Annotated in this window: 20 protein-coding genes and 1 pseudogene; 18 read left to right on the top strand and 3 right to left on the bottom strand. The window is 42.2% G+C overall.

Annotation, left to right across the window (positions count from 1 at the left end):
- The first annotated feature begins 84 nt into the window (after positions 1-84).
- From BVE84_RS10870 to BVE84_RS05785, 11 genes are all read left to right on the top strand, one after another.
- Positions 85-225, top strand: a complete 141-nt coding sequence (locus tag BVE84_RS10870; RefSeq protein WP_158072007.1) for a hypothetical protein — start codon at positions 85-87, stop codon at positions 223-225.
- 678 nt (positions 226-903) lie between these two features.
- A complete protein-coding gene (locus tag BVE84_RS05830) occupies positions 904-1,812 on the top strand; it encodes a DMT family transporter (protein WP_076996126.1) in 909 nt (302 codons plus the stop codon).
- A 136-nt stretch (positions 1,813-1,948) separates the two neighbouring features.
- A complete protein-coding gene (locus tag BVE84_RS05825; protein ID WP_076996125.1) occupies positions 1,949-2,575 on the top strand; it encodes a copper homeostasis protein CutC in 627 nt (208 codons plus the stop codon).
- A 551-nt stretch (positions 2,576-3,126) separates the two neighbouring features.
- Positions 3,127-3,654: a YqeG family HAD IIIA-type phosphatase gene (locus BVE84_RS05820; protein WP_076996124.1), complete on the top strand. Its 528-nt coding sequence runs from the start codon at positions 3,127-3,129 to the stop codon at positions 3,652-3,654.
- Complete coding sequence (gene yqeH, locus BVE84_RS05815; RefSeq protein WP_076996123.1) at positions 3,655-4,761, top strand: ribosome biogenesis GTPase YqeH; 1,107 nt, start codon at positions 3,655-3,657, stop codon at positions 4,759-4,761.
- Between the two features lie 22 nt (positions 4,762-4,783).
- Positions 4,784-5,095 (top strand): ribosome assembly RNA-binding protein YhbY, encoded by a 312-nt coding sequence (yhbY, locus tag BVE84_RS05810; protein ID WP_076996122.1) that lies wholly within the window; start codon positions 4,784-4,786, stop codon positions 5,093-5,095.
- Between the two features lie 41 nt (positions 5,096-5,136).
- Positions 5,137-5,769, top strand: coding sequence for a nicotinate-nucleotide adenylyltransferase (locus BVE84_RS05805; RefSeq protein WP_076996121.1), 633 nt, complete (start codon positions 5,137-5,139; stop codon positions 5,767-5,769).
- Positions 5,766-6,353, top strand: a complete 588-nt coding sequence (yqeK, locus tag BVE84_RS05800) for a bis(5'-nucleosyl)-tetraphosphatase (symmetrical) YqeK (protein WP_076996120.1) — start codon at positions 5,766-5,768, stop codon at positions 6,351-6,353. Before BVE84_RS05805 ends, yqeK begins: the two co-directional genes overlap by 4 nt.
- Before the next feature lie 166 nt (positions 6,354-6,519).
- Positions 6,520-6,870, top strand: coding sequence for a ribosome silencing factor (gene rsfS / locus BVE84_RS05795; protein ID WP_076996119.1), 351 nt, complete (start codon positions 6,520-6,522; stop codon positions 6,868-6,870).
- 179 nt (positions 6,871-7,049) lie between these two features.
- A complete protein-coding gene (locus tag BVE84_RS05790; RefSeq protein ID WP_076996118.1) occupies positions 7,050-7,784 on the top strand; it encodes a class I SAM-dependent DNA methyltransferase in 735 nt (244 codons plus the stop codon).
- Positions 7,781-8,881 (top strand): nucleotidyltransferase, encoded by a 1,101-nt coding sequence (locus BVE84_RS05785; RefSeq protein WP_076996117.1) that lies wholly within the window; start codon positions 7,781-7,783, stop codon positions 8,879-8,881. The genes BVE84_RS05790 and BVE84_RS05785 overlap by 4 nt, the downstream gene beginning before the upstream one ends.
- A gap of 591 nt (positions 8,882-9,472) precedes the next feature.
- Here the strand turns inward: BVE84_RS05785 and BVE84_RS05780 are convergent.
- On the bottom strand, positions 9,473-10,591 hold the full coding sequence (locus tag BVE84_RS05780) for a hypothetical protein (protein WP_076996116.1): 1,119 nt from the start codon (positions 10,589-10,591) through the stop codon (positions 9,473-9,475).
- A gap of 3 nt (positions 10,592-10,594) precedes the next feature.
- Positions 10,595-11,308, bottom strand: a complete 714-nt coding sequence (locus tag BVE84_RS05775) for a YiiX/YebB-like N1pC/P60 family cysteine hydrolase (protein WP_076996115.1) — start codon at positions 11,306-11,308, stop codon at positions 10,595-10,597.
- Positions 11,309-11,869: 561 nt separating this feature from the next.
- On the opposite strand from BVE84_RS05775, the gene BVE84_RS05770 reads away from it, so the two are divergent.
- Positions 11,870-13,972, top strand: a complete 2,103-nt coding sequence (locus tag BVE84_RS05770; RefSeq protein ID WP_076996114.1) for an AAA family ATPase — start codon at positions 11,870-11,872, stop codon at positions 13,970-13,972.
- Positions 13,973-14,005: 33 nt separating this feature from the next.
- On the opposite strand, the pseudogene BVE84_RS05765 reads toward BVE84_RS05770, so the two are convergent.
- Positions 14,006-14,554 (bottom strand): annotated as a pseudogene (locus BVE84_RS05765) (UTRA domain-containing protein); the annotation flags it as partial.
- Positions 14,555-14,788: 234 nt separating this feature from the next.
- Between BVE84_RS05765 and malQ the strand changes: the two are divergent.
- The 6 genes from malQ (at position 14,789) to BVE84_RS11325 (ending at position 22,746) form a co-directional block, all read left to right on the top strand.
- Complete coding sequence (gene malQ / locus BVE84_RS05760; protein ID WP_076996113.1) at positions 14,789-16,297, top strand: 4-alpha-glucanotransferase; 1,509 nt, start codon at positions 14,789-14,791, stop codon at positions 16,295-16,297.
- A complete protein-coding gene (glgP, locus tag BVE84_RS05755) occupies positions 16,290-18,554 on the top strand; it encodes a glycogen/starch/alpha-glucan family phosphorylase (protein WP_076996112.1) in 2,265 nt (754 codons plus the stop codon). The genes malQ and glgP overlap by 8 nt, the downstream gene beginning before the upstream one ends.
- A gap of 18 nt (positions 18,555-18,572) precedes the next feature.
- Complete coding sequence (locus BVE84_RS05750) at positions 18,573-19,364, top strand: endonuclease/exonuclease/phosphatase family protein (RefSeq protein WP_076996111.1); 792 nt, start codon at positions 18,573-18,575, stop codon at positions 19,362-19,364.
- A gap of 10 nt (positions 19,365-19,374) precedes the next feature.
- The gene (locus BVE84_RS05745) at positions 19,375-21,546 is read left to right on the top strand and encodes a PTS transporter subunit IIBC (RefSeq protein ID WP_076996110.1); all 2,172 of its coding nucleotides are present in this window, start codon (positions 19,375-19,377) and stop codon (positions 21,544-21,546) included.
- 289 nt (positions 21,547-21,835) lie between these two features.
- Positions 21,836-22,453, top strand: coding sequence for a hypothetical protein (locus BVE84_RS05740; protein ID WP_076996109.1), 618 nt, complete (start codon positions 21,836-21,838; stop codon positions 22,451-22,453).
- 179 nt (positions 22,454-22,632) lie between these two features.
- Complete coding sequence (locus BVE84_RS11325) at positions 22,633-22,746, top strand: TQQ cross-linked RaS-RiPP peptide (protein ID WP_423219710.1); 114 nt, start codon at positions 22,633-22,635, stop codon at positions 22,744-22,746.
- Positions 22,747-22,860: the final 114 nt, after the last annotated feature.

Below are 22,860 nucleotides of genomic sequence, written 5' to 3'. Positions count from 1 at the left end.
CACCGGAATTAAATCCAATTGAAACTGCTTGGGCAAACTTAAAGAAAGCAATCATAGAATTATTACCACAATTCGAATCTATAAATGAATCGTTGGATTACTATTTTAAAACTTACTAACTATAAAACGAGTGCAACTCGTGTCAACCAGTCTGGGGATAGACTGTTGAAGGTTGGCAATAAAACGAGTGCAACTCGTGTCAAACGCCCTTTGTATCTTCTGTGATTGAACACTGCGTCAGCCACCTATTTTTCATTCGCTTTCTATACGCCCTTTGTATCTTATTTTAAATTGAACACGGGCTACGAGCTGTGCAAAAAAGATAGACAGCTGTTTTGGCTTTAGCCGATTACAGATGAGAATCCCTCTTTGGGGATAATTCTTCCTAGCTTCAAAGATATGGTATACCTTTGAAGGCGGGAAATAGGAGTTTGCTTTGGCAAGCTCAACTACTTTTAAGAAATAGGCTGAAAACCTCCACTGGAGCTTTTCACTCGTCAGATTTCCTATTTCCTAGCTCAGGCTTCTGTGGTCACTTTCTTGTTTCTAGGTGACCGTTGAAACAGTTCCCCGAACTGTTTCAATCCTATTTTTACTTTGCTCGCTTCAACAGTCTGGGGATAGACTGTTGAAGGTTGGAAATAGAACGAGTGCAACTCGTGTCAAACGCCCTTTGTATCTTATTTAAATTGAACACGGGCTACGAGCTGTGCAAAAAAGATAGTTTTTCCTAGAACTTGAGGTTCTTCGTCAAAACTCCTATTTTTGCTTTGCTCGCTTCAACAGTCTAAGGATAGACTGTTGAAGGTTGGAAATAGAGCGAGTACAACTCGTGTCAAACGCCCTTTGTATCTTAATTTTGTGGTACAATAAGAGGACGAAAAAATGAGGAGGCGCGCGGAGATGAACGAGAAGATGAAAGGAACTCTGTTGACTCTGATTGCAGGGGTTGCTTGGGGCTTATCGGGGGTGAGTGGACAGTTTGTCATGGCAAGGGGGATGAACATCGAATCCCTGACGGTCCTGCGTCTGATGATTTCTGGTGTTGCTTTGCTAGCGTTAGCTGCTTATCAAAATCCACAGCAACTAGGGCGCTTATTAACAGATAAAAAGGCGCTCACTCGCCTGTTTCTTTTTTCGATGCTTGGCTTGGTCCTGAATCAGATAGCTTATCTGACAGCTATCTACTATACCAATGCAGGTACAGCAACCGTGCTACAATACCTGTGTCCAATCTTGGTCCTAACCTATGTCTGTCTAAGGCAGAGACAAAAGCCGACAGCGGTTGAACTGGTAGCGATGGTCTTTGCGATTATGGGTACCTTTTTAATTGCAACCCACGGTCAAGTCCATCGATTAGCAGTGACACCAAGAGGTTTGTTCTGGGGTCTATTTTCTGCAGTAACCTATGCGTTTTATATCATTTTACCAACGTCCCTTATCAAGCAATACGGAAGTCTGGCTGTCATTGGTACTTCGATGTTACTAGGCTCTATCGAAGTCAGCCTATTTTTTCAACCTTGGCAACATGCCCTGCCCTTTAATACTGAGATTTTTTGGGACTTAGTTGGTATCGTGGGAGTCGGTACAATTTTTGCCTACACTGCTTTTTTAAAGGGTGTGAGTCTAGTTGGACAGGTTAATGGGAGCTTGCTTGCTTCTATTGAACCCATCTCCTCGGTCTTTTTTGCGGTCTTACTGGTTAATGAGACCTTTTATCCTATGGATTGGTTCGGGATGATTCTAATTTTATTTTCGGTGCTACTTGTTTCAATGCAAGACGCAGTTTTGGCACGAAAAAGTAAACAGTGATATTGTGTTTTGGTGTTAGAACTTGTTACAGTTCAGCACTTCCATTTTAACTGTAAGATCAGCTAAAGAGTAGGTATCCACTTACTCTTTTTTGTGCTATACTAGAAGAAAAGGCTTACAAAATGGAGGAGTCACAATGAAAGAATTTTGTGCAGAGAATCATGTGCGGATTGCGCAGGCCATTGCTTTAGGTGCAGGCCGCATTGAATTATGTGATAATTTAGCAGCGGGTGGAACAACACCTAGCTACGGTGTCATTCAGGCAGTATGTAAGATTGCTCATGAACAAGGGGTAGCGGTTATGACCATGGTGCGACCTCGTGGGGGTGATTTTTGTTATGATGTGGCGGAAAAACAGATGATGCTAGAGGACGCAAGAATTGCCAAGGAGTTGGGCTCTGATGGTCTTGTTTTCGGTGCCCTTACCGAAGATAATTGGATAGATGAGGAATTTGTCATTCAGTTATTGAAAGAAGCTGGTGACAGGGAGAGTGTCTTTCACATGGCGTTTGATATGATTCCACGCAAACGGCAGTTTGAGGCGATGGATTGGCTAGTGGAGCAAGGAGTGATACGGATTTTAACTCGTGGGGGTATCGATGGATCTGCTAGTGATAATGTGACTTGGCTCAAGGAGCTGATTGCATATGCAAACGGTCGTATTGAAATCCTTATTGGTGGTGGTATTACGAAGGAAAACGCAGGCTACCTGATGAAAGAGCTCGGTGTGACACAGGTTCATGGCACGCGCCTGTTTTGGTAAGAATATCTCCCTTATCTCGGTGCTTTCTTTAATAGTCTCACTCCGCCAATCAAGAGAAATAAGGCGTACGACAAGAATATTACTTATAAAGTTGTGCAGAAGGGGGGAGACAAAATAGGAAACAGGCAGGCCAGTCTATAATGGTACTTTTAGCCATATTCTAGGCTGCTTTCTATTTCGGTGGTTGCAGGGGAACGGGCTTCCAAGAATCAAAACGTAATCGAAGAGAAACTCTTTCAAACAGGAGGAGGCAGTTTTTCATAGGACTAGGAAGGTGTCTGATATTGTTAGGCACCTTTGATTTCCATTCGCTATTTGCCTTAAATTATGGTAAAATAAACTATTGATGCTCCAAGAAAATCAAATTGTAGGCTAGGAAAGAGAGTTTGCAAAAGTAAGTAAGCAGAGGGTCAGGAGGCACTTGAGCTGACTTGAAGGGATTTTTACAGAGCATGAGACATGTTGATAAAATAAGATGAGAGTGAGACTGGCAAATTGCAAGAGCGCCAGTAAGCGATTGTGAACCCGCTCTCAGAACAGTGGAGAGTAGTGTGACGATTGAGAATTATATGCCGGATTTTGTGCTTGAAAAAGCCTATGATGTAACAGTAGAGAGTTTGCAGCGCTACCATATTCGGACGGTTTTTGTAGATTTAGATAATACCTTGATTGCCTGGAACAATCCAGATGGAACTCCAGAGATGCGCAAATGGTTACATGACTTGCGTGATGCGGGAATCCACGTAGTCGTGATTTCCAACAATAAATATGAACGTGTTAAACGGGCAGTTGAACATTTTGGCATTGATTTTGAGGCCTTTGCCTTAAAGCCGTTTACTTTTGGAATAGAGCGTGCCATTAAACGCTTTGGTATCCAGCGAGAAGAAACGATTATGATTGGAGATCAACTGATGACCGATATTCGGGCAGCCAAGCGGGCAGGCATCCGCTCGGTCTTGGTACGACCGCTCATTGAGACCGACTCGATTAATACCCAGATCAATCGTTGGCGTGAACGCCGCATGATGAAGAAAATCACCGCCAAGTATGGCGCATTTGACTACAAGAGGGAAATGTAAGTGGAAGAATTGTATTGTATTGGCTGTGGTACCTTGATTCAGTCAAAGGAAAAAGAAGAGGTGGGCTATACGCCCCAAACGGCCTTGGAGAAAGGGTTAGAAATCGGACAGGTTTACTGTCAACGCTGTTTTCGTCTGCGTCACTATAATGAAATTACCGATGTCAACATTTCTGATGATGAATTTCGGACCCTACTTCACAGCGTTGGAGAAAGCGATGCTTTGGTGGTCAATGTCATTGATATTTTTGATTTTAATGGTTCGGTCATTCCAGGCCTACCACGGTTTGTTTCAGGAAATGATCTCCTTTTGGTCGGAAATAAAAAGGACATCCTACCTAAGTCTGTTAAGGATGGGAAGGTGACCCAATGGTTGACGGAACGGGCTCATGAAGCAGGCTTACGCCCTGTTGATGTACTGTTGACATCGGCTCAAAATAAGTATGCAATTAAGGATTTGATGTCTAAGATTGAGCAGTACCGTAAGGGACGTGATGTCTATGTGGTCGGTGTGACAAATGTTGGAAAGTCCACATTGATTAACGCAATCATCCAGGAGATTACAGGGGATAAGCATTTGATTACGACTTCCCGTTTTCCTGGGACAACGCTAGATAAGATTGAAATACCTCTAGATGATGGCTCTTATATTTACGACACACCAGGAATTATTCACCGTCATCAAATGGCCCATTATTTATCTGCTAAATACCTAAAATTTGCGAGTCCTCGTAAGGAAATAAAACCGAAAACCTATCAGCTACATCCAGAGCAGACCCTCTTTTTAGCTGGTTTGGGACGCTTTGACTTTATCAGTGGGGAAAAGCAGGGGTTTACCGCATTTTTTGACAATGAATTGCCACTCCATCGCACCAAGTTAGCAGGAGCTAGCGCTTTTTATGAAAAACATGTAGGTGGTTTGTTGCTACCACCAACTAGCATAGAATTAGAGAATTTTCCAGAATTGGTACGTCATGAATTTACCATTACGGAAAAGACGGATGTCGTATTCTCGGGTCTAGGGTGGATTCGCATCAGTGAATCAGCTAAAATTGCAGCCTGGGCACCAAGGGGAGTCGACGTTGTGATTCGGAAAGCAATTATATAATGATATAGAAAAAGGAACGACGATGACATTAACATCAAAACAAAGGGCTTTTCTCAATAGCCAGGCACATAGTTTGAAACCCATTATTCAAATTGGGAAGTATGGCTTGAATGACCAGATTAAGACGAGCGTCCGTCAGGCTTTAGATAGACGAGAATTGATCAAGGTGACGCTGTTGCAAAATACGGATGAAACAATCCATCATGTAGCAGAGACATTAGAAGAGGAAATTGGGGTAGATACTGTACAAAAGATCGGTCGTACCTTGATTCTCTTTAAGCAATCAAGCAAGAAAGAAAATCGAAAACTTTCGATTAAGGTGAGAGAAATCTAGTGCTATCTTCTCAAAAATGATGAGTTGGATAAGGAGTCGAAATGGCAATTGAACTTTTAACCCCCTTTACAAAGGTTGAATTAGAAGTTGAAAAGAAGGAAACCAATCGCAAGCAGGTTGGCATTTTGGGAGGAAATTTTAATCCTGTTCATAATGCTCACTTAATTGTGGCTGATCAGGTTCGCCAACAATTAAAGTTAGATGAGGTCTTGCTGATGCCTGAATTTTTGCCACCTCATGTTGATAAAAAAGAAACGATTGATGAATGGCATCGCTACAATATGCTGAAAATGGCTATTGCAGGAATTGAGGGGTTAGGCATTGAAACAACTGAGTTGGAGCGAAGAGGAATCAGTTACACCTATGATACGATGAAACAGTTGACAGAAAAGAATCCCGACACGGATTACTATTTTATCATCGGTGCAGATATGGTAGACTATCTACCTAAGTGGCATCGGATTGATGAATTGCTCCAACTGGTACAATTTGTCGGGGTACAACGTCCGCGCTATAAGGCAGGAACCTCTTATCCGATTATCTGGGTGGATGTTCCCTTGATGGACATCTCTTCAAGTATGGTGCGCCACTTTATCCAGCAAGGCCGTGTGCCAAACTTTATGTTGCCACATGAGGTCTTAGACTATATTGAAGAAAAAGGACTTTACAAATGATTGCAACTGATTTATCCTTTGACCGTCCGCAAGTCCTTGAAAAAATCAGTGGGGCTATGTCAGAGCAACGCTTTCGCCACGTTCTCGGTGTAGAGGCAGCAGCGCTTGAGCTGGCTCAGCAGTATGGTTGTGATGAAAGAAAAGCAAGCCTTGCGGCTCTACTTCACGACTATGCAAAGGAAGTAGCAGACCAAGTCTTTTTGGATTTGATTGACCAATACCAGTTAGGGGAAGAGTTGAAGGCTTGGGGAAATAATGTCTGGCACGGTATGGTTGGAGCTTATAAAATCCGTCAGGATTTCGGCTTGGAGGATCAAGACATTTTACAAGCTATTCAACACCATACAGTGGGGGCAAAGCAGATGACCCTACTCGATAAGGTTCTTTATGTAGCAGATTATATTGAGCCAAATCGTGATTTTCCTGGAGTAGAAGAGGCACGACAACTGTCCAAGCTATCACTGGACAAAGCAGTGGCTTTCGCGACAGCCCGTACCATCGCGCATCTAGCTCAAAAAAGGATTCCGATTTACCCCCAGACCATCGAAACCTATAATGCTTACATTGGCTATTTAAACCAATGATACTCTCTCAATGTTAGGGAGAATTGGATAGTGGTCTTTTGGGATGGTTGATGAGTAGTAGAGCTAGCTATCCTAAAAATGCTTAGGCTAGTGCTTGCTATTCCTATTATAAGGCAAGAAGTGAATGCAAAAAATCTATTTTATAGTGTCAGTCATGAGGTGAAATGTGAAAGAAAAAGAATTAGTAGAATTAGTTGTAAAAGCGGCAGACGAAAAACGTGCAGAAGATATCGTCGTACTGGATGTGATGTCCCTAACGAGTGTGACAGACTATTTTATCATTGCTAGCTCAATGAATAGCCGTCAACTAGAAGCAATCGCAGACAATATCCGTGAAAAAGTTAAAGAAGCGGGTTATATGGCGAGTCAAATTGAGGGCGACTCAGCAGGTGGTTGGGTACTCTTGGATCTCGGTGGTGTTGTGGTCCATATCTTCTCAGAAGAGATGCGTACCCACTACAATCTTGAAAAATTGTGGCATGGAGCTGAGACGGTCGATGTCAGCGAGTGGTTATAAGAACCTACATTACTGGTGAATACGTGTTCTAAGATTATTTCTGTTTGATTCGGCCGTTTCACTATCTGTGATTTCTCATCACATGTGGCTACAGTATGCGATGAAATCAAAAGGGATTAGATCACACAATGTATGACTCAGTTGGGAGAGCCGACTGAGTTTTTTTAGAAAGGAATAGTATGGCAACTTATGAAACGTTTGCCTCAGTCTATGATGCGATTATGGACGATAGTTTGTACGACAAGTGGACAGCGTTTAGCTTGAGGCATTTTCCAAAAGGAAAGAGTAAATTACTGGAATTAGCCTGTGGAACAGGGATTCAGTCTATTCGCTTCAAGGAGATGGGGCTTGATGTGACGGGACTGGATCTTAGCGGAGAGATGCTTGATGTGGCACGAAAACGCAGTCAAGAGGCGGGATTAGTGATTCCTTTTTTAGAGGGAAATATGTTGGATCTGTCTCACCTCGGTCAATTTGATATGGTGACGTGTTATTCGGATTCACTTTGCTATATGGAGGATGAAGTCGAGGTGGGACAGGTTTTTCAAGAAGTCTATCAGCACCTCACTGCGGGCGGTCGCTTCCTTTTTGATGTGCATTCAACCTATCAGATGGATGAGGTCTTTCCAGGCTACAGTTACCATGAAAATGCGGACGATTTTGCCTTTGTTTGGGATACCTATGCGGATGAGCCACCACATTCTATCGTTCATGAGTTGACCTTCTTTCTGCAGGAAGAAGATGGTCGCTTCAGTCGAGTGGATGAAATCCATGAAGAGCGAACTTACGACCTCTTAACTTATGATGTCTTGCTGGAGCAGGCGGGTTTTAAACAGGTCGCGGTTTATGCAGATTTTGAGGACAAGGAGCCAACAGAGACGAGTGCACGCTGGTTCTTTGTAGCAGAAAAATGACCATTACAGGGATTATTGCAGAGTTCAATCCCTTCCACAACGGGCATGCTCATCTACTTTCGCAAGCAAAAGGTGTAAAGATTATCGCTATGAGTGGGAACTTTACCCAGCGAGGAGAGCCTGCAGTTGTGGATAAGTGGATAAGGGCTGAAATGGCGCTTGAAAATGGAGCAGACTTGGTGGTCGAGTTACCTTTTTTAGTCAGCGTACAAGCGGCAGACTTTTTCGCAAAAGGGGCGGTCGATATTTTGGCTCGTCTAGGGATTGAACGCTTAACCTTTGGAACGGAGGAGCCTTTAGACTATGGGAAAATAGCAAGGCTCTATGAGAAGAAGCAGGATGAAATGGCGGACTTTTTGGCTCACCTACCCGATAGCCTCAGCTATCCTGAAAAAACACAGGCTATGTGGGAGGCTTTTGCAGGTCTGACTTTTTCGGGCAATACGCCCAATCATGTTTTGGGGCTTGCCTATGCCAAGGCTGTTGCAGGAAGTGGAATCGCTCTTCACCCTATTCAACGAAAAGGAGCGGGTTTCCATTCCTTGGATAGTCATTTGGAATTTGCTTCAGCAGCTGCTTTAAGAAAGCAAATTGATAATGCAGATTTTGTTAAGGCCTTTAGCCCCAGTGCAGAATGGATTATGCAGGCACCGCACGTTTCGTGGATAGACTACTTTCCTTACCTACGCTATCAGATTCTTACCAACCCAGATTTGACAGGGGTCTATCAAGTCAATCAAGAAATAGCAAGCCGTATCAAGGAAGGAGTGAAAACTGCCACCTCTATTGAAGATTTATTGGAAAAGGTTGCGACCAAGCGCTATACCAAGGCACGGATACGCAGACTGTTGACGTATATCCTCGTTCAGGCAAGGGAAACGCCACTTCCAGAAGCTATTCATATCCTTGGTTTTACAGAAAAAGGGCGCCAACATTTGGCGGGCTTGAAGCAGCAAGTGCCACTTGTCAGCCGGGTCGGAAAAGAGCCATGGGATAGCTTAACCCAGCAGGCAGATCGGATTTACCAACTAGGTCATCCCGACTTGCTTGAGCAGAATATTGGCCGAGTACCGATAGGAGTAGCTAGGAAGGCATGATGGACAGGAGAGAGCAGGAGACAGGTTCAATTACAAGATACAAAGGGCGTAAAAAACTCAAAGCGAAAATAGGATTGAAACAGTTCGGGGAACTGTTTCAACGGTTACCTAGAAATCAGAAAGTGACCACAGAAGCCTAAGCTAGGAAATAGGAAATTTGGTGGCTGAAAACCTCTACCGGAGGTTTTCAGCCGAGTTGTTATAAAAAAAGAGGCAGGAGTAGAATTCCTGCCTCGTAAATGTCTATAGTTTTATTAGTTGTTGCGTTCCTTGCGTGTGACTTCTTATAGGTCAGATGAGTTGACTAACCAAATAGGAACTCCAGAAAGGAAACGATATATCCTCTAAAAAAAGGAAGGACAAACAAGCCAACAAGGAATCCTAAAATAAATAATCGCATGTTTTTACTTTTCCATTTCATTGATTGAGACCTCCTTGAACGAAGCAACTATCTAGTGCAGAGTTGCTCCCATATCCGTAAGTGAATGCTATAGTAAAATAGGTGATTTGACGGGGTGACGAAGCCTCCTTTTGATTTTTAAAGAGTATGAATCTTCAGGAAGAGGGCAAGAATCTTCTCTTCTTGGAAGATTAGTTTACCCAGATGTGGAACATATCAGCATCAATTTCTTTTTTAAACATGATTGTATTTTCACGAATAGCATACTCAATCAATTTACTACCAGCTAAAACTAATAACGTATTGTCGTCAATTTGTTTAATATCCTTTAAGTAGTCTGTTTCAACTGATAATCCTAATTGAGATAAATCAACGAAATGTGATGTATGATTCCTTACATTAAATAGACTGAAACCGATTTTTCCTGAATCATTTCTCTCGTGTTCTATTGCTAACAAATCTTCATTTAATTCAAAAATATTAACGGGAGCAACTTCAGATAAATCAAAAAATTCTTTACGACCTGATTCCATGTCATAGTGAAAAACTTGTCCTAAAACGACTCTCTCTTTGGTAGCATTGATTCGATAGCCGCTTGAAACTGAATAGAATTGGTGCCTTCTAACAATACTATCGTGGAAAAAATAGGTGAACTCAGGATGGTCGTAGAGAATTTCTTGATTCTGTAGCTGTATTTTTTTGTTATCAAATGAAAAATGGTGCAGATACGTTGGGTAACTTCCCTCCCCTTTCACATAGGTTCCTAAAAAGTAAATATAGTCTCCATCATTTGAAAAGTCTGTAGTTATAATAGAATCGTTGAAAATATACTTATCTATTTCTTTTAAGTTGGCATCAAAAACTGCAATAAAACTATCGTCGGTATTTGCTTCCGAAGTGAAATAATAATCCGGTCCTACACCAGAAGATGTAAAAGCATAATCAGAAGTTTTATTATAGTTGATTTTTCCTGTTTTGAAATCAACAGATACTATTCTACCGACCACTCCTAACGGGGGTCCTTCTTCAGAAAATACTAAATAACGATTGGAAATTTCTGCACGTTTAAGGACTGGATTGATCTGTCCCTTAACTATCTCGACCTCATCATCAGAAACTTTCTGGAAGGTATTATTTTTTAACTTATAACCTTCAATATTGTGATAGCCGACTACATAAAAATCCACATCTGATTGTATAGAAAATTGCTCAGGTGCTGAGCTAAAGAGTCTTGGGATTAAGAGGAATGCTCCAATAGCAAGTAGCAGTATTGCAACGATAACTTTCCTGATTGTTGATTTATTGACCATAGATTATTTGTTCCTATAAACGATAGTAGTCTTAGAGTTAGTTACAAACTCTCCAGGGTGTACAGCGATAGCTGCTCCTAAATCATTATCACTTTTATTCAAATCAACTCCAGCAGTGTAGTAATAGGCTCCCCAAACTAATTGAGAACAATAAAAACTACCCGTTTGTTTTGTATTCCAAAAATTTAAATTGTATGGTTTTCCAACTTGGTTACCTGCCCATTGACCAGCGTTCCAGTCTTGCTCAACACTTGTATCATTGACACCAATCTGCCAGATAGTATGGGTACTACTTGTCCATTCTCCGCTTCTAAAACGAACTTTCTCTGTCACCCCTGGTGCTTCCGCAACAACATATGGTCTTTGGGGAGCAACGATAGCTGCATGCCAAGTATTGATTCTGCGGGTACCGATACCTTGATCTGTCACACAAATTAAACCATCTCGCCAACTCCAACCACCTAAGCGAGCTCTAAAATAGTTTTTTGTATCAAATGTAACAGGTTCTGATAAGCCATACTCAAGATATTCTTTTTCTTTACTCTCTATATTATTTAAAATACTTTCTTGCTCTGGAGTTAATTGAATATCATTCCCAACAGATTGATTCGCTTCAATATACAAATTCGTAGTTTCTTTTGCATAGATAGTTGTTGTATTTATTGTCACTGCTAGACATAACAGTGAGAAACTACTCAAGATTATAGATTTTTTCATAGTCCTGCTCCTTTCTAAATGTAAAGACTAGACACGAAAAACACGGTAAGGTCTCCAATAGCTTGATTCTAGTTACTCTCCTTTCTAACAAGCTATCCTCACCACTTTCTTCAGCTCCATCATACACCGATTCTCTAAAAAAACAAGTCTTTTTTTATTAAAATATTTATGTTATAATAGAAGGGTTGAGAGCTTTTATTGTCGTTTGTAATAGTAGGCTCCTGGTTCGTTTTGCTTCAACTTGGTCCTATTTTTGTATTTAATAGATGATTTGCTTGCTTATCTAAAGTAGAAATAAGAATTGGTCAAAAAAAGTCAAAAAAATCTCTTGACTTTTACTGACCAATGGTGTATACTAATGAATGTAAGGTTAGGAAACCTTACCAGCTCAATGTGTTATAGACTATCAATAATTTTTTTAAATTATTGGTCAGCAAACATCAAACAAAATAAACCTTATCTTTCCTTTTGTCTGAAAACTGGTCCAAACAGAGTAAGCGGCATTTCTTTTTTAGTCGAAAGGTCAGTTAAGGTCAATAAATGATGAAAAGAGGTATCAATATGAACCATAATGACTACAATTTTAATAACATGGATGACATTTTCAATCAACTGATGGGACGTATGGGAGGCTACCATACAGAGAGCCGTCGCTATCTAATCAATGGTCGTGAAGTGACACCCGAAGAGTTTGCCCATTACCGTGCAACAGGTCAGTTGCCACAAGTAGAAAGACAGGAGGGAGGTCAACAGAGTCCTCATTTCAAAAAAGATGGTATTCTTGCTAGACTCGGTCGGAACTTAACAGCTGAAGCAAGAGAAGGGAAACTAGACCCCGTTATTGGACGGAACAAGGAAATCCAAGAAACAGCAGAAATTCTTTCTCGAAGAACAAAAAATAATCCTGTTCTGGTTGGGGATGCGGGAGTGGGGAAGACAGCAGTGGTCGAAGGCCTTGCCCAAGCTATTGTGCATGGAGATGTGCCTGCCACGATTAAAGATAAGGAAGTCATTTCGATCGATATTTCAGGGCTTGAAGCCGGGACCCAATACCGCGGTAGCTTTGAAGAAACTATCCAAAATCTGATGGCAGAAGTGAAAGAAATGGGAAACATTATTGTTTTCTTTGATGAAATTCATCAGATTCTGGGAGCAGGTAGCACGGGTGAGGGAGGATCGAAAGGTCTTGCGGACATCTTGAAACCAGCCCTTTCTCGGGGAGAGCTGACTGTGATTGGAGCGACCACCCAAGATGAGTATCGCAATACCATTTTAAAAAATGCAGCTCTTGCACGTCGCTTCAATGAGGTCAAGGTTAATGCACCATCTGCAGAAGATACCTATAAAATCCTCCAAGGTCTCCGTGACCTATATGAAAAGCACCACAATGTGATGTTGCCTGATGAAGTCTTAAAAGCGGCAGTGGATTATTCTGTCCAATATATTCCACAGCGGAGTTTGCCAGACAAGGCGATTGATCTTCTTGATGTGACAGCAGCCCACCTAGCAGCCCAGCACCCTGTGACCGATATTCATGCGATCGAAGCAGAGATTGCTCAAGAAAAGGAAAAACAAGAGAAGGCGGTACAACAAGAGGATTATGAAGTAGCCTTGAATGCCAAGGTGCGCATTGAAGAGTTGGAAAGAAAAATCGAAGATCATGCACAAGACACTAAAGTGACGGCCAGTCTTAACGATGTGGCAGAGTCAATCGAGCGTATGACTGGTATTCCAGTTTCTCAGCTGGGTTCAAGCGATATTGAACGCTTGAAAGAAATGAGTAGCCGTCTAAAGACCAAGGTTATCGGTCAAGATGATGCAGTAGAGGCTGTGGCCCGTGCTATTCGTCGAAATCGTGCAGGTTTTGATGAAGGCAACCGCCCAATCGGTAGTTTCCTCTTTGTGGGTCCGACTGGAGTTGGAAAGACGGAGTTGGCAAAGCAGCTAGCTCTTGACCTCTTTGGAACCAAAGAAGCGATGATCCGCTTGGACATGTCAGAGTATAGCGACCGTACAGCAGTTTCCAAATTGATCGGAACAACGGCGGGATATGTAGGCTATGATGATAACCAGCATACCTTGACGGAACAGATTCGCAGAAATCCTTATGCCATTATCCTTTTAGATGAGATTGAAAAGGCAAATCCACAAGTCATCACCCTGCTTCTTCAGGTCCTTGATGATGGACATTTGACAGATGGTCAAGGAAATAGGGTGAATTTTAAAAATACCGTGATTATCGCAACGTCAAATGCAGGATTTGGTTATGAGGGAGCAATCAGCCAAGATGACCAGCCTGAGATTATGGAGCGACTGAAACCCTTCTTTCGACCAGAATTTCTTAACCGTTTCAATGCAGTCATTGAATTTCGTCACCTTGGAAAAGAGGAGCTAGCAGACATTGTCGAGTTGATGCTGGCGGAAGTGAATCAGATGTTGGTGAAAAAAGGCATGCATCTGGATGTGACAGCGAGTGCTAAAGCCTACTTGATCGAGCAGGGATATGATGAAGTCATGGGAGTGCGTCCGCTCCGCCGGGTCATCGAGCAAGAGATCCGAGATAAGGTAACAGACTTCTACCTTGATCACTTGGAAGTTAAGGAGCTTCTCGCAGATATGGTAGATGGTAAACTGATGATACAAGAGCATTTAAACAAGGGATGAAAAATAGGCTGAGACGAATAGTCCAGCCTATTTTTAACGCCGAGCAGTTGAGGTAAAGGTAATTTTGTCAGGGCGGTAGCTGATACTACCGTATTGAAAGGCTTGGCCGTTGTCGAGGTAGCTGGTACTTGTGACAACGACTACCATATCATAGTTTCCTAAGTCAAGACTCTGACGCTCTTCTTCGTTAGCGTAACGAAAGGAGATTTCACGCTGGGAGTGGCTGATGGTTAGGTTGAGTTCCTGCTCCAGATAGTGATAGATGGAACCTTCTACGATGTCACGATTGAGATAAGGGACGATTCGACGGTCAAAATAGGAAATTTCATGCTCGACAGCCTCCCCGTTAATGGTACGGGTTCGACCGATACGATAAAAGTCGACACGCTCATCTACATGAAATGCTTTCATCAGGAGGGGTTCCCCTTGAACAATGGAGAGACTGGTCAGTTTGGTTTTGATATCATGGGTATGAGGTCGGTTCAATTCGCCAACAGTCTTGAGGGCAGACAGAGATTGTGGCTTGCTTAATGGTGGCTCTAGCACAATGGAGTTTCGACCCTGTTGCTTCTGGAAATACCCCTGTTACAATCTTTTTCTTAATATCTTCATAGACGGTTTGGTATTTACTCATCCCAGTCCTCCTCTCTGTTAATCTGTTAAGTAGTATACCATAAAAGGAATGATATTTATACGTACAAGTGTTGAAAATGCCTTACAATGACGCAAAGGAATACACTGTTACGTAAAAGTTGTTGACAAAAGCAAACGTTTGCGTTAGAATGAAGAAGTAATGGAAAAGAAAGGAATACCTATATGACAAATCGTACAAGCGGTGTCTTGATGCACATTACGTCTCTACCAGGGAAATTTGGCATTGGGACATTCGGGAAAGAAGCCTATGATTTTGTAGATTTCTTGGTAGAAACAAGGCAAACCTATTGGCAGATTCTTCCCTTGACAACGACCAGCTACGGGGATTCTCCCTATCAGTCCTTTTCTGCCATTGCAGGAAATACCAATTTAATTGATTTTGATTTACTGGTCGAAGCTGGTTGTTTGCAGGTTAAAGACTATGAGAAAGTGAACTTTGGAGAAGATCCAGAAGTGATTGACTATGCTCGGTTATTTACGACCCGTCGTCCGATTTTGGAAATGGCGGTAAAAGGGTTTTTAGCCCAAGATAAACAGCTGGCAGCATTTAGAGAATTTGAAAAGGCTAATTCATCCTGGTTAAACGACTATGCTGAGTTCATGGCGATTAAAGAATATTTTGGAAACAAGGCGCTTCAGGAGTGGGAGGACAAGAAAGTCGTTGCCCGCAATGAAGAAACGCTAGAAAAATATCGTCAAGATTTGGCAGATCAAATTGACTACTTCAAGGTGACCCAGTACTTTTTCTTTAGTCAGTGGCAGGAATTGAAAGCCTATGCCAACCGTAAGCATATTAAGATTATCGGAGATATGCCGATTTATGTTTCGGCAGATAGCGTGGAAGCCTGGACCAAGCCCCATCTTTTTAAACTAGATAGTGAGCGTAAACCACTTTATGTGGCAGGTGTTCCTGCGGATAACTTTAGCGCCGATGGCCAGCTTTGGGGGAATCCGCTTTATGACTGGGACCAGCATGAAAAGACAGGCTTTAGCTGGTGGCTCTATCGCATTCATGAAAGTTTTAAACTCTATGATGTTTTGCGGATTGACCATTTCAAAGGTTTCTCTGATTTCTGGCAGGTGGCAGGAGATGCTACAGTGGCTAAGGTCGGTACCTGGGAACCAGGACCAGGCTATAGTCTCTTTAAGGTGGTCAAGGAGGCCTTGGGTGATCTTCCTATCATCGCTGAAGATTTGGGGAATATCGATGCTAAAGCGCGGAAATTGCTGAACGATTGTGGTTATCCTGGTATGAAAATCTTGCAGTTTGGCTTAGAGGATGTCACTGGTAAGAGCATCGACAGCCCACACCGTTGCATTCCCAATTCGGTATCCTATACGGGAACCCATGACAATGATGTTATCAATGGCTGGTATAATGGCTTGACAGCAGAACAACAGGAATATATTGATGATTACAGCAACCGCAAGCCCATTGAGCCAGTCACACAGGCCATGCTTCGTGTCCTATTTGCGACGGTCAGTGATACAGTCATTGCCACCATGCAGGATATTTTAGATCTACCAGGATCATCGCGCATGAATATGCCATCTACTATTGGTGGTAACTGGCAATGGCGAATGAAGGCCGAAGATTTAACCCAAGAGAAGAAAGACTTCTTAGTGAAAATTACGACATTATATCAACGAGGAAATGAACAAAATGACTAACTTTACAACTTTTGCAGAGGCACATACCGCTAAAAAACTAGCAGAATTATCCAACGAGGAAATCTACTTCCAACTATTAAGCTATGTCAAAGAAGCAGCAGCACCTAAACCCAAAAATACCGGGAAACGGAAGGTCTACTATATCTCAGCAGAGTTTCTCATCGGAAAACTCTTGTCCAATAATCTGATTAACCTAGGTATCTATAAGGATATTCAGGCGGAACTTGCTGCAGCAGGGAAATCACTCAGTCAAGTAGAAGATGTGGAGCCAGAGCCATCACTTGGAAACGGTGGACTGGGTCGCTTAGCTTCCTGCTTTGTAGACTCCATGTCAACGCTTGGTATCAATGGAGAGGGAGTTGGTCTCAACTATCACTGTGGTCTTTTTAAGCAAGTCTTTGCCAAGAATGAGCAAGAAGCAGAGCCAAACTTTTGGATTGAAGATCAATCATGGTTGATTCCTACTGACATCAGCTACGAAGTGCCATTTAAAGATTTTACCTTGACATCTAAGTTAGACCGTTTGGATATTTTAGGCTACAAAAAAGACACTAAAAATTACCTCAACTTATTTGATATAGAGCGTGTTAACTATGATTTGATTGAAGAAGGTATCTCCTTTGATAAGACAGATATTAAGGAGAACTTGACTCTCTTCCTTTATCCAGATGATTCAGATAAAAACGGTGAATTGCTTCGGATTTACCAGCAATATTTCATGGTGTCAAATGCTGCCCAACTCTTGATTGATGAAGCGCTTGAGCGGGGAAGCAACCTGCATGACCTCGCAGAGTATGCCTATGTCCAAATCAATGATACCCACCCATCAATGGTGATTCCAGAATTGATTCGACTCTTGACGGAAAAACATGGCTTGGACTTTGCAGAAGCTGTGGAAATTGTTCGCAATATGACTGGCTACACCAACCATACCATTTTGGCAGAAGCCTTGGAAAAATGGCCACTTGCCTTCTTGGAAGAAGTGGTGCCACACTTGGTTGCCATCATTAAAGAGTTGGACGCTATGGTCCGTGCGACATATCAAGACCCTGCAGTTCAAATTATCGATGAAACAGGTCGTGTGTACATGGCCCACATGGATATTCACTTCTCTAATTCGGTCAATGGGGTGGCAGCCCTCCATACGGAGATCTTGAAAAATTCTGAATTAAAAGTCTTTTATGACCTGTATCCAGAGAAATTCAATAATAAGACAAACGGGATTACCTTCCGACGCTGGTTGGAATTTGCTAACCAAGATTTGGCAGACTACATCAAGGAATTGATTGGAGAAGGCTATCTTGAAAATGCGACAGAACTTGAAAAATTACAGGCTTATGCCGATGACAAGAATGTCCATGCCAAATTAGCCGAAATTAAATTCAACAATAAGCTAGCCCTCAAACGCTATCTCAAGGATAACAAGGGAATTGACCTAGATGAAAACTCTATTATCGATACGCAAATCAAGCGATTCCATGAATACAAACGCCAACAGATGAATGCCCTTTATGTGATTCATAAGTATTTGGAAATTAAGAATGGAAACCTACCAAAACGTAAGATTACCGTTATCTTTGGAGGGAAGGCTGCACCAGCCTATATCATCGCCCAAGACATTATTCACTTGATTTTATGTCTATCAGAATTGATCAACAATGATCCAGAAGTCAGTCCATATCTCAATGTCCATTTGGTGGAAAACTACAATGTAACTGTTGCTGAAAAGTTGATTCCTGCAACGGATGTTTCTGAGCAAATTTCCCTTGCTTCAAAAGAAGCCTCTGGGACAGGAAACATGAAATTTATGTTGAATGGTGCTTTGACCTTGGGAACGATGGACGGTGCCAACGTAGAGATTGCAGAGCTTGCAGGCAGTGACAATATTTACACATTCGGTAAGGACTCTGATACGATTATCGACTTGTATGAGACTGCTGGCTACGTATCACGCGAATACTATGCAAATGATGAGGACATCAAGCGTGCTGTTGACTTTATCGTCAGCGAGGACTTGGTACGCTTGGGGAACAGCGAGCGCTTGGAGCGCTTGTACCAAGAACTGTTGAACAAGGACTGGTTCATGACCTTGATTGATTTGAAAGAGTACATTGCGATGAAAGAACAGGTATTCTCAGACTACGAAGATCAAGATACTTGGAACAAGAAAGTCATTCACAATATTGCAAAAGCTGGTTTCTTCTCGTCAGATCGCACGATTGAACAATACAATCAAGATATCTGGCACAGTTACTAATCGTCGGGAGACATCGACATGAAGTTACTAACGCTCAATGTCCATGCCTGGTTGGAGGACAATCAGGTGGAGAAAATGGAGGTTTTGGCACGAACGATTGCTGAAAAGCAGTATGATGTAGTAGCCCTTCAAGAGGTCAATCAGCTGATGACGGCGCGTGCGGTGACAAAGGATCTAAAAGAAGATAATTATGGCTTGCTCTTGGTGGAGAAGATTAACCAGATAAGTTCGGAGCCATATTCCTTATTTTGGAGCAATTCACATATTGGCTATAGCAAGTATGATGAGGGCATCGCCTTTCTCACCAAACTACCCGTTTACGACGTGGATCCGTTTTATTGTACTAAGCAACAAACGCTAGATTCCATCCTATCTCGGAAGATTGTTGGGATTACGGTTGCTTATGGGGGACAACTTGTTGATTGCTATTCCTGTCATATGAATCTTCCAGATTGTCAGGAGGAGAGACTGACTGACAATCTTCGGACGATTCTAAGTCGAACTAGTCATTCCCGTCTAAAAATCTTAATGGGGGATTTTAATACGGATGCGATTTCTGCCTCAGCTGATTATGAAGCCATTAAAGGAGTCGGACTACTCGATACCTATGAATTAGCTCAAAAAAGAGATGCAGGGATTACGGTAGCAAAAGCCATTGACGGTTGGAACGGTCATGGCGAAGAAAAGAGAATCGATTATATCTTTTTAAATCAGAAGCGGGAAGTCCTTTCAAGTCAGATTATCTTTAATGGGAAGAATCAAACGGTCATTTCAGATCATTTTGGTCTGGAAGTAGAGCTAAATGTTTAGGAGAATAAAGATGAAAAAATTTCTCAGTTTTGAATTTTGGCAAAAATTCGGAAAGTGTTTAATGGTGGTCATTGCCGTTATGCCTGCGGCAGGCTTAATGGTCAGTATCGGTAATTCCCTCCCCCTATTGAGTGCAGATTCTGAACTCTTGGCTCGAATCGGTAATATCATCGCTCAGATCGGTTGGGGGATTATCGGAAATCTTCACCTCTTGTTTGCTCTAGCTATCGGTGGTAGCTGGGCGAAGGAACGTGCTGGAGGGGCCTTCTCAGCAGGTCTTGCCTTCATCCTCATTAACCTGATTACAGGTAATTTCTTTGGGGTTACGGTTGATATGCTATCAGATACCCAAGCGCATGTTAGCACGGTTTTTGGGACGCAGATTCCTGTTGCTAACTACTTTGTCAACGTCCTTGGTCAACCAGCCCTTAACATGGGAGTCTTTGTCGGAATCATTGCTGGTTTTGTTGGAGCGACAGCCTTTAACAAATATTACAACTACCGCAAATTACCGGATGCCCTGACCTTCTTTAACGGCAAACGCTTTGTACCGTTTGTGGTCATCTATCGTTCGGTCTTGGTGGCTCTTGTCTTAGCCATCTTCTGGCCTCTCGTCCAAACAGGTATTAACAGCTTTGGTAAATGGATTGCAAATTCACAAGATACTGCACCAGTCCTTGCACCGTTTATCTACGGGACCTTGGAGCGTCTCTTGTTGCCATTTGGTCTCCACCATATGTTGACGATTCCAATGAATTACACCTCACTTGGTGGTACCTATGAAATCATGACAGGTGCCCAGGCAGGTCAGCAAGTATTTGGCCAAGACCCATTGTGGTTGGCCTGGATTACAGATTTGATCAACCTCAAAGGAGCAGGGGATACTAGCCAGTATAACGACTTGCTAGCAACTGTTACACCCGCTCGTTTCAAGGTTGGACAGATGATTGGCTCAACGGGTATCCTAATGGGATTGACCCTTGCCATGTACCGCAATGTAGACCCTGATAAGAAGAAAAAATACAAAGGGATGTTTGTATCGTCTGCTCTTGCGGTTTTCTTAACAGGAGTGACAGAACCGATTGAATACATGTTTATGTTTGCCGCTATGCCCCTTTATGCAGTCTATGCGGTGATTCAAGGTGCAGCCTTTGCCATGGCTGATATTGTGAATCTTCGTGTGCATTCATTCGGAAATATTGAGTTCTTGACCCGTACACCAATGGCCTTGAAGGCAGGGATTGGACTTGATGTGGTGAACTTTATTTGGGTATCTGCCCTCTTTGCGGTTCTCATGTACTTCATCGCAGACTTTATGATTAAGAAGATGAATCTGGCAACAGCAGGCCGCAATGGAAACTATGATGCTGAAACTGCAGACGATACTCCGGTTTCTGGAGATGCGGGGGTTGCAGATGGCAATTCTCAGGTTGTGCAGATTATCAACCTGTTAGGTGGTCGTGACAATATTGCAGATGTGGATGCCTGTATGACTCGTCTGCGCGTCACCGTTAAGGATGTTGAAAAAGTCGGAGAAGAGCTTGCTTGGAAGCAGGCAGGAGCAATGGGCTTGATTATCAAGGGGTCTGGTGTGCAGGCGGTCTATGGACCAAAAGCAGATGTCTTGAAATCTGACATCCAAGACTTACTTGATTCTGGGCTTGAGATTCCTAAAACCAGTATCGTGGTTAGCGAGGAGGCTCTTTCGGCAGAACCATTTAAAGGTATTACAGCAGAAGTACACTCTGTAGCAGACGGACAGGCAAAGGCTATCACAGAAGTGAGCGACCCAGTATTTGCACAAAAAATGATGGGAGACGGCTATGCAGTCGATCCTGCAAACGGCAATGTCTATGCACCGGTCTCTGGGCTTATCACCAGTGTCTTTCCAACCAAGCATGCAATCGGTCTATTGACAGATAGTGGCTTGGAGGTCTTGGTCCATGTTGGCTTGGATACAGTTGCTCTGAACGGCGTACCATTTTCTGTCAAGGTATCAGATGGACAACGTGTAGAGGCAGGAGAATTGCTCCTTGTTGCAGACCTTGAGGCTATTAAATCAGCAGAGCGTGAAACCACCATTGTGGTTGCCTTCACCAACACTGCTGAGATCAAAGCCGTCCACTTACAAAACCTTGGTGCAGTGAATAAAGATACCCTTCTTGCTCAAGTAGAATTGTAACTTTTTCCCTCTTCCCATAAAAGGATGATTCATAGTTGAGAGATAAGTCACTTTACGTTCCTATTTTATCCATGAGTGGCTTTAGCCCCCCATATCTTGTATGGACAGAAAATCCCTAGCTTTGGCTAGGGATTTTTGTAAAGTTTTTAGTCCAATAGGTTGTGTTTTTTTGAAAAATATGCTAGCATAAAATAAATGTATTATTTTTACTCTATCCGCTTTCTACAGAGGGGATAGGATGATAAGAATACCGGAAAACATATGAAAAGAGGCTTGTGAAAAAGAGGTTATGAGGAAGTTTTTACAAAATGTTGTGACAGAAGTCGTTTATTACTTGGAGTTGATTCTATCAGCGATTTTGGCCATTGCACTCCTTATCTTGTCGCTTCTTTTATTGGGCGATTTAGTGTTAGCTATTCCAGAGGGGATTCAAGGAGATAATTTCTTACAAGAATTTTTAAATCGCACGATTACACTTGCAGTTGGAGTTGAGTTTATTAAGATGTTATGCAAGCAGTCACCACGTACAGTGATTGAAGTGCTCCTTGTTGCCATTGCCCGTCAGTTGATTGTTGAGCATGCCTCCAGTGTAGACTACCTTATCGGAATGGTGTCGGTCGCTATCTTATTTGCAGTGAGGAAGTATCTCTTTATCCAGTTCGACGATTCAGATAATATCGTGATGCGAGCGAGTCAGAAGGTGAAGGTAGCCAACATCATTGCCCGTGTCAAAATTCCAGGAGAAAAAGGTGAAACCTTGCGTGATTTTGTTGTACGCAAACTGAATGAGGAAGAAAAGACCGTCTCCATCGGTGCCTGTGTGTATTTGAAAAACATAGCGCTCCGCGTGGATAATATGCACGGTGAACGAGTGACCCGTGTGGAGATTATTAAGAGTATGTATTAGCAGAGAAAGTAGACATAGGTCTGCTTTTTTATGATATAGAAAGGTCAAAAGTAAGCTAGGATTGATAGCTCTTCTTTTTTTGTAAAAAACATAAAAATATGTTGACAAAACAAAGAAATTATGTATAATTATACTATGCGTGAGTTTATTATTATGAGTGAGTAGAGGAGGAATACTACATGGTAAAAATGAATTTAAAAAACTTGTCGTCAAAACTTTTGAAGATTAAAAGCATGCCTCTAAGTGGATGCGGCACAAAGAGAACTCAACAGACAAAAGGTAATTTAGCCTAACAGTATATTATCGGAATATAGATTCTATAGTGATGATAGCTGTTTGATTTATAGATAGGGTAGCTTAGCGATAAAATTAGCAAAGTTTAGTATATAAAGTATGTTTAATTACTT

This window comes from Streptococcus azizii, assembly GCF_001984715.1.
GTDB lineage: Bacteria > Bacillota > Bacilli > Lactobacillales > Streptococcaceae > Streptococcus > Streptococcus azizii.
Note: the sequence above shows the minus strand (reverse complement) of the source record. Positions and strands in the feature narration are given on the sequence as shown.

What these genes read in the sequence shown, in the direction of transcription:
- BVE84_RS10870 (WP_158072007.1), top strand. Translation starts at nt 85, where the DNA reads ATGAATCGTTGGATTACTATTTTAAAACTTACTAACTATAAAACGAGT.
- BVE84_RS05785 (WP_076996117.1), top strand. Translation starts at nt 7,781, where the DNA reads ATGACCATTACAGGGATTATTGCAGAGTTCAATCCCTTCCACAACGGG.
- BVE84_RS05825 (WP_076996125.1), top strand. Translation starts at nt 1,949, where the DNA reads ATGAAAGAATTTTGTGCAGAGAATCATGTGCGGATTGCGCAGGCCATT.
- BVE84_RS05830 (WP_076996126.1), top strand. Translation starts at nt 904, where the DNA reads ATGAACGAGAAGATGAAAGGAACTCTGTTGACTCTGATTGCAGGGGTT.
- glgP (WP_076996112.1), top strand. Translation starts at nt 16,290, where the DNA reads ATGACTAACTTTACAACTTTTGCAGAGGCACATACCGCTAAAAAACTA.
- BVE84_RS05740 (WP_076996109.1), top strand. Translation starts at nt 21,836, where the DNA reads ATGAGGAAGTTTTTACAAAATGTTGTGACAGAAGTCGTTTATTACTTG.
- BVE84_RS05775 (WP_076996115.1), bottom strand. Translation starts at nt 11,308, where the DNA reads ATGAAAAAATCTATAATCTTGAGTAGTTTCTCACTGTTATGTCTAGCA.
- yhbY (WP_076996122.1), top strand. Translation starts at nt 4,784, where the DNA reads ATGACATTAACATCAAAACAAAGGGCTTTTCTCAATAGCCAGGCACAT.
- BVE84_RS05805 (WP_076996121.1), top strand. Translation starts at nt 5,137, where the DNA reads ATGGCAATTGAACTTTTAACCCCCTTTACAAAGGTTGAATTAGAAGTT.
- BVE84_RS05745 (WP_076996110.1), top strand. Translation starts at nt 19,375, where the DNA reads ATGAAAAAATTTCTCAGTTTTGAATTTTGGCAAAAATTCGGAAAGTGT.
- BVE84_RS05790 (WP_076996118.1), top strand. Translation starts at nt 7,050, where the DNA reads ATGGCAACTTATGAAACGTTTGCCTCAGTCTATGATGCGATTATGGAC.
- BVE84_RS11325 (WP_423219710.1), top strand. Translation starts at nt 22,633, where the DNA reads ATGGTAAAAATGAATTTAAAAAACTTGTCGTCAAAACTTTTGAAGATT.
- BVE84_RS05770 (WP_076996114.1), top strand. Translation starts at nt 11,870, where the DNA reads ATGAACCATAATGACTACAATTTTAATAACATGGATGACATTTTCAAT.
- BVE84_RS05780 (WP_076996116.1), bottom strand. Translation starts at nt 10,591, where the DNA reads ATGGTCAATAAATCAACAATCAGGAAAGTTATCGTTGCAATACTGCTA.
- BVE84_RS05750 (WP_076996111.1), top strand. Translation starts at nt 18,573, where the DNA reads ATGAAGTTACTAACGCTCAATGTCCATGCCTGGTTGGAGGACAATCAG.
- malQ (WP_076996113.1), top strand. Translation starts at nt 14,789, where the DNA reads ATGACAAATCGTACAAGCGGTGTCTTGATGCACATTACGTCTCTACCA.
- yqeK (WP_076996120.1), top strand. Translation starts at nt 5,766, where the DNA reads ATGATTGCAACTGATTTATCCTTTGACCGTCCGCAAGTCCTTGAAAAA.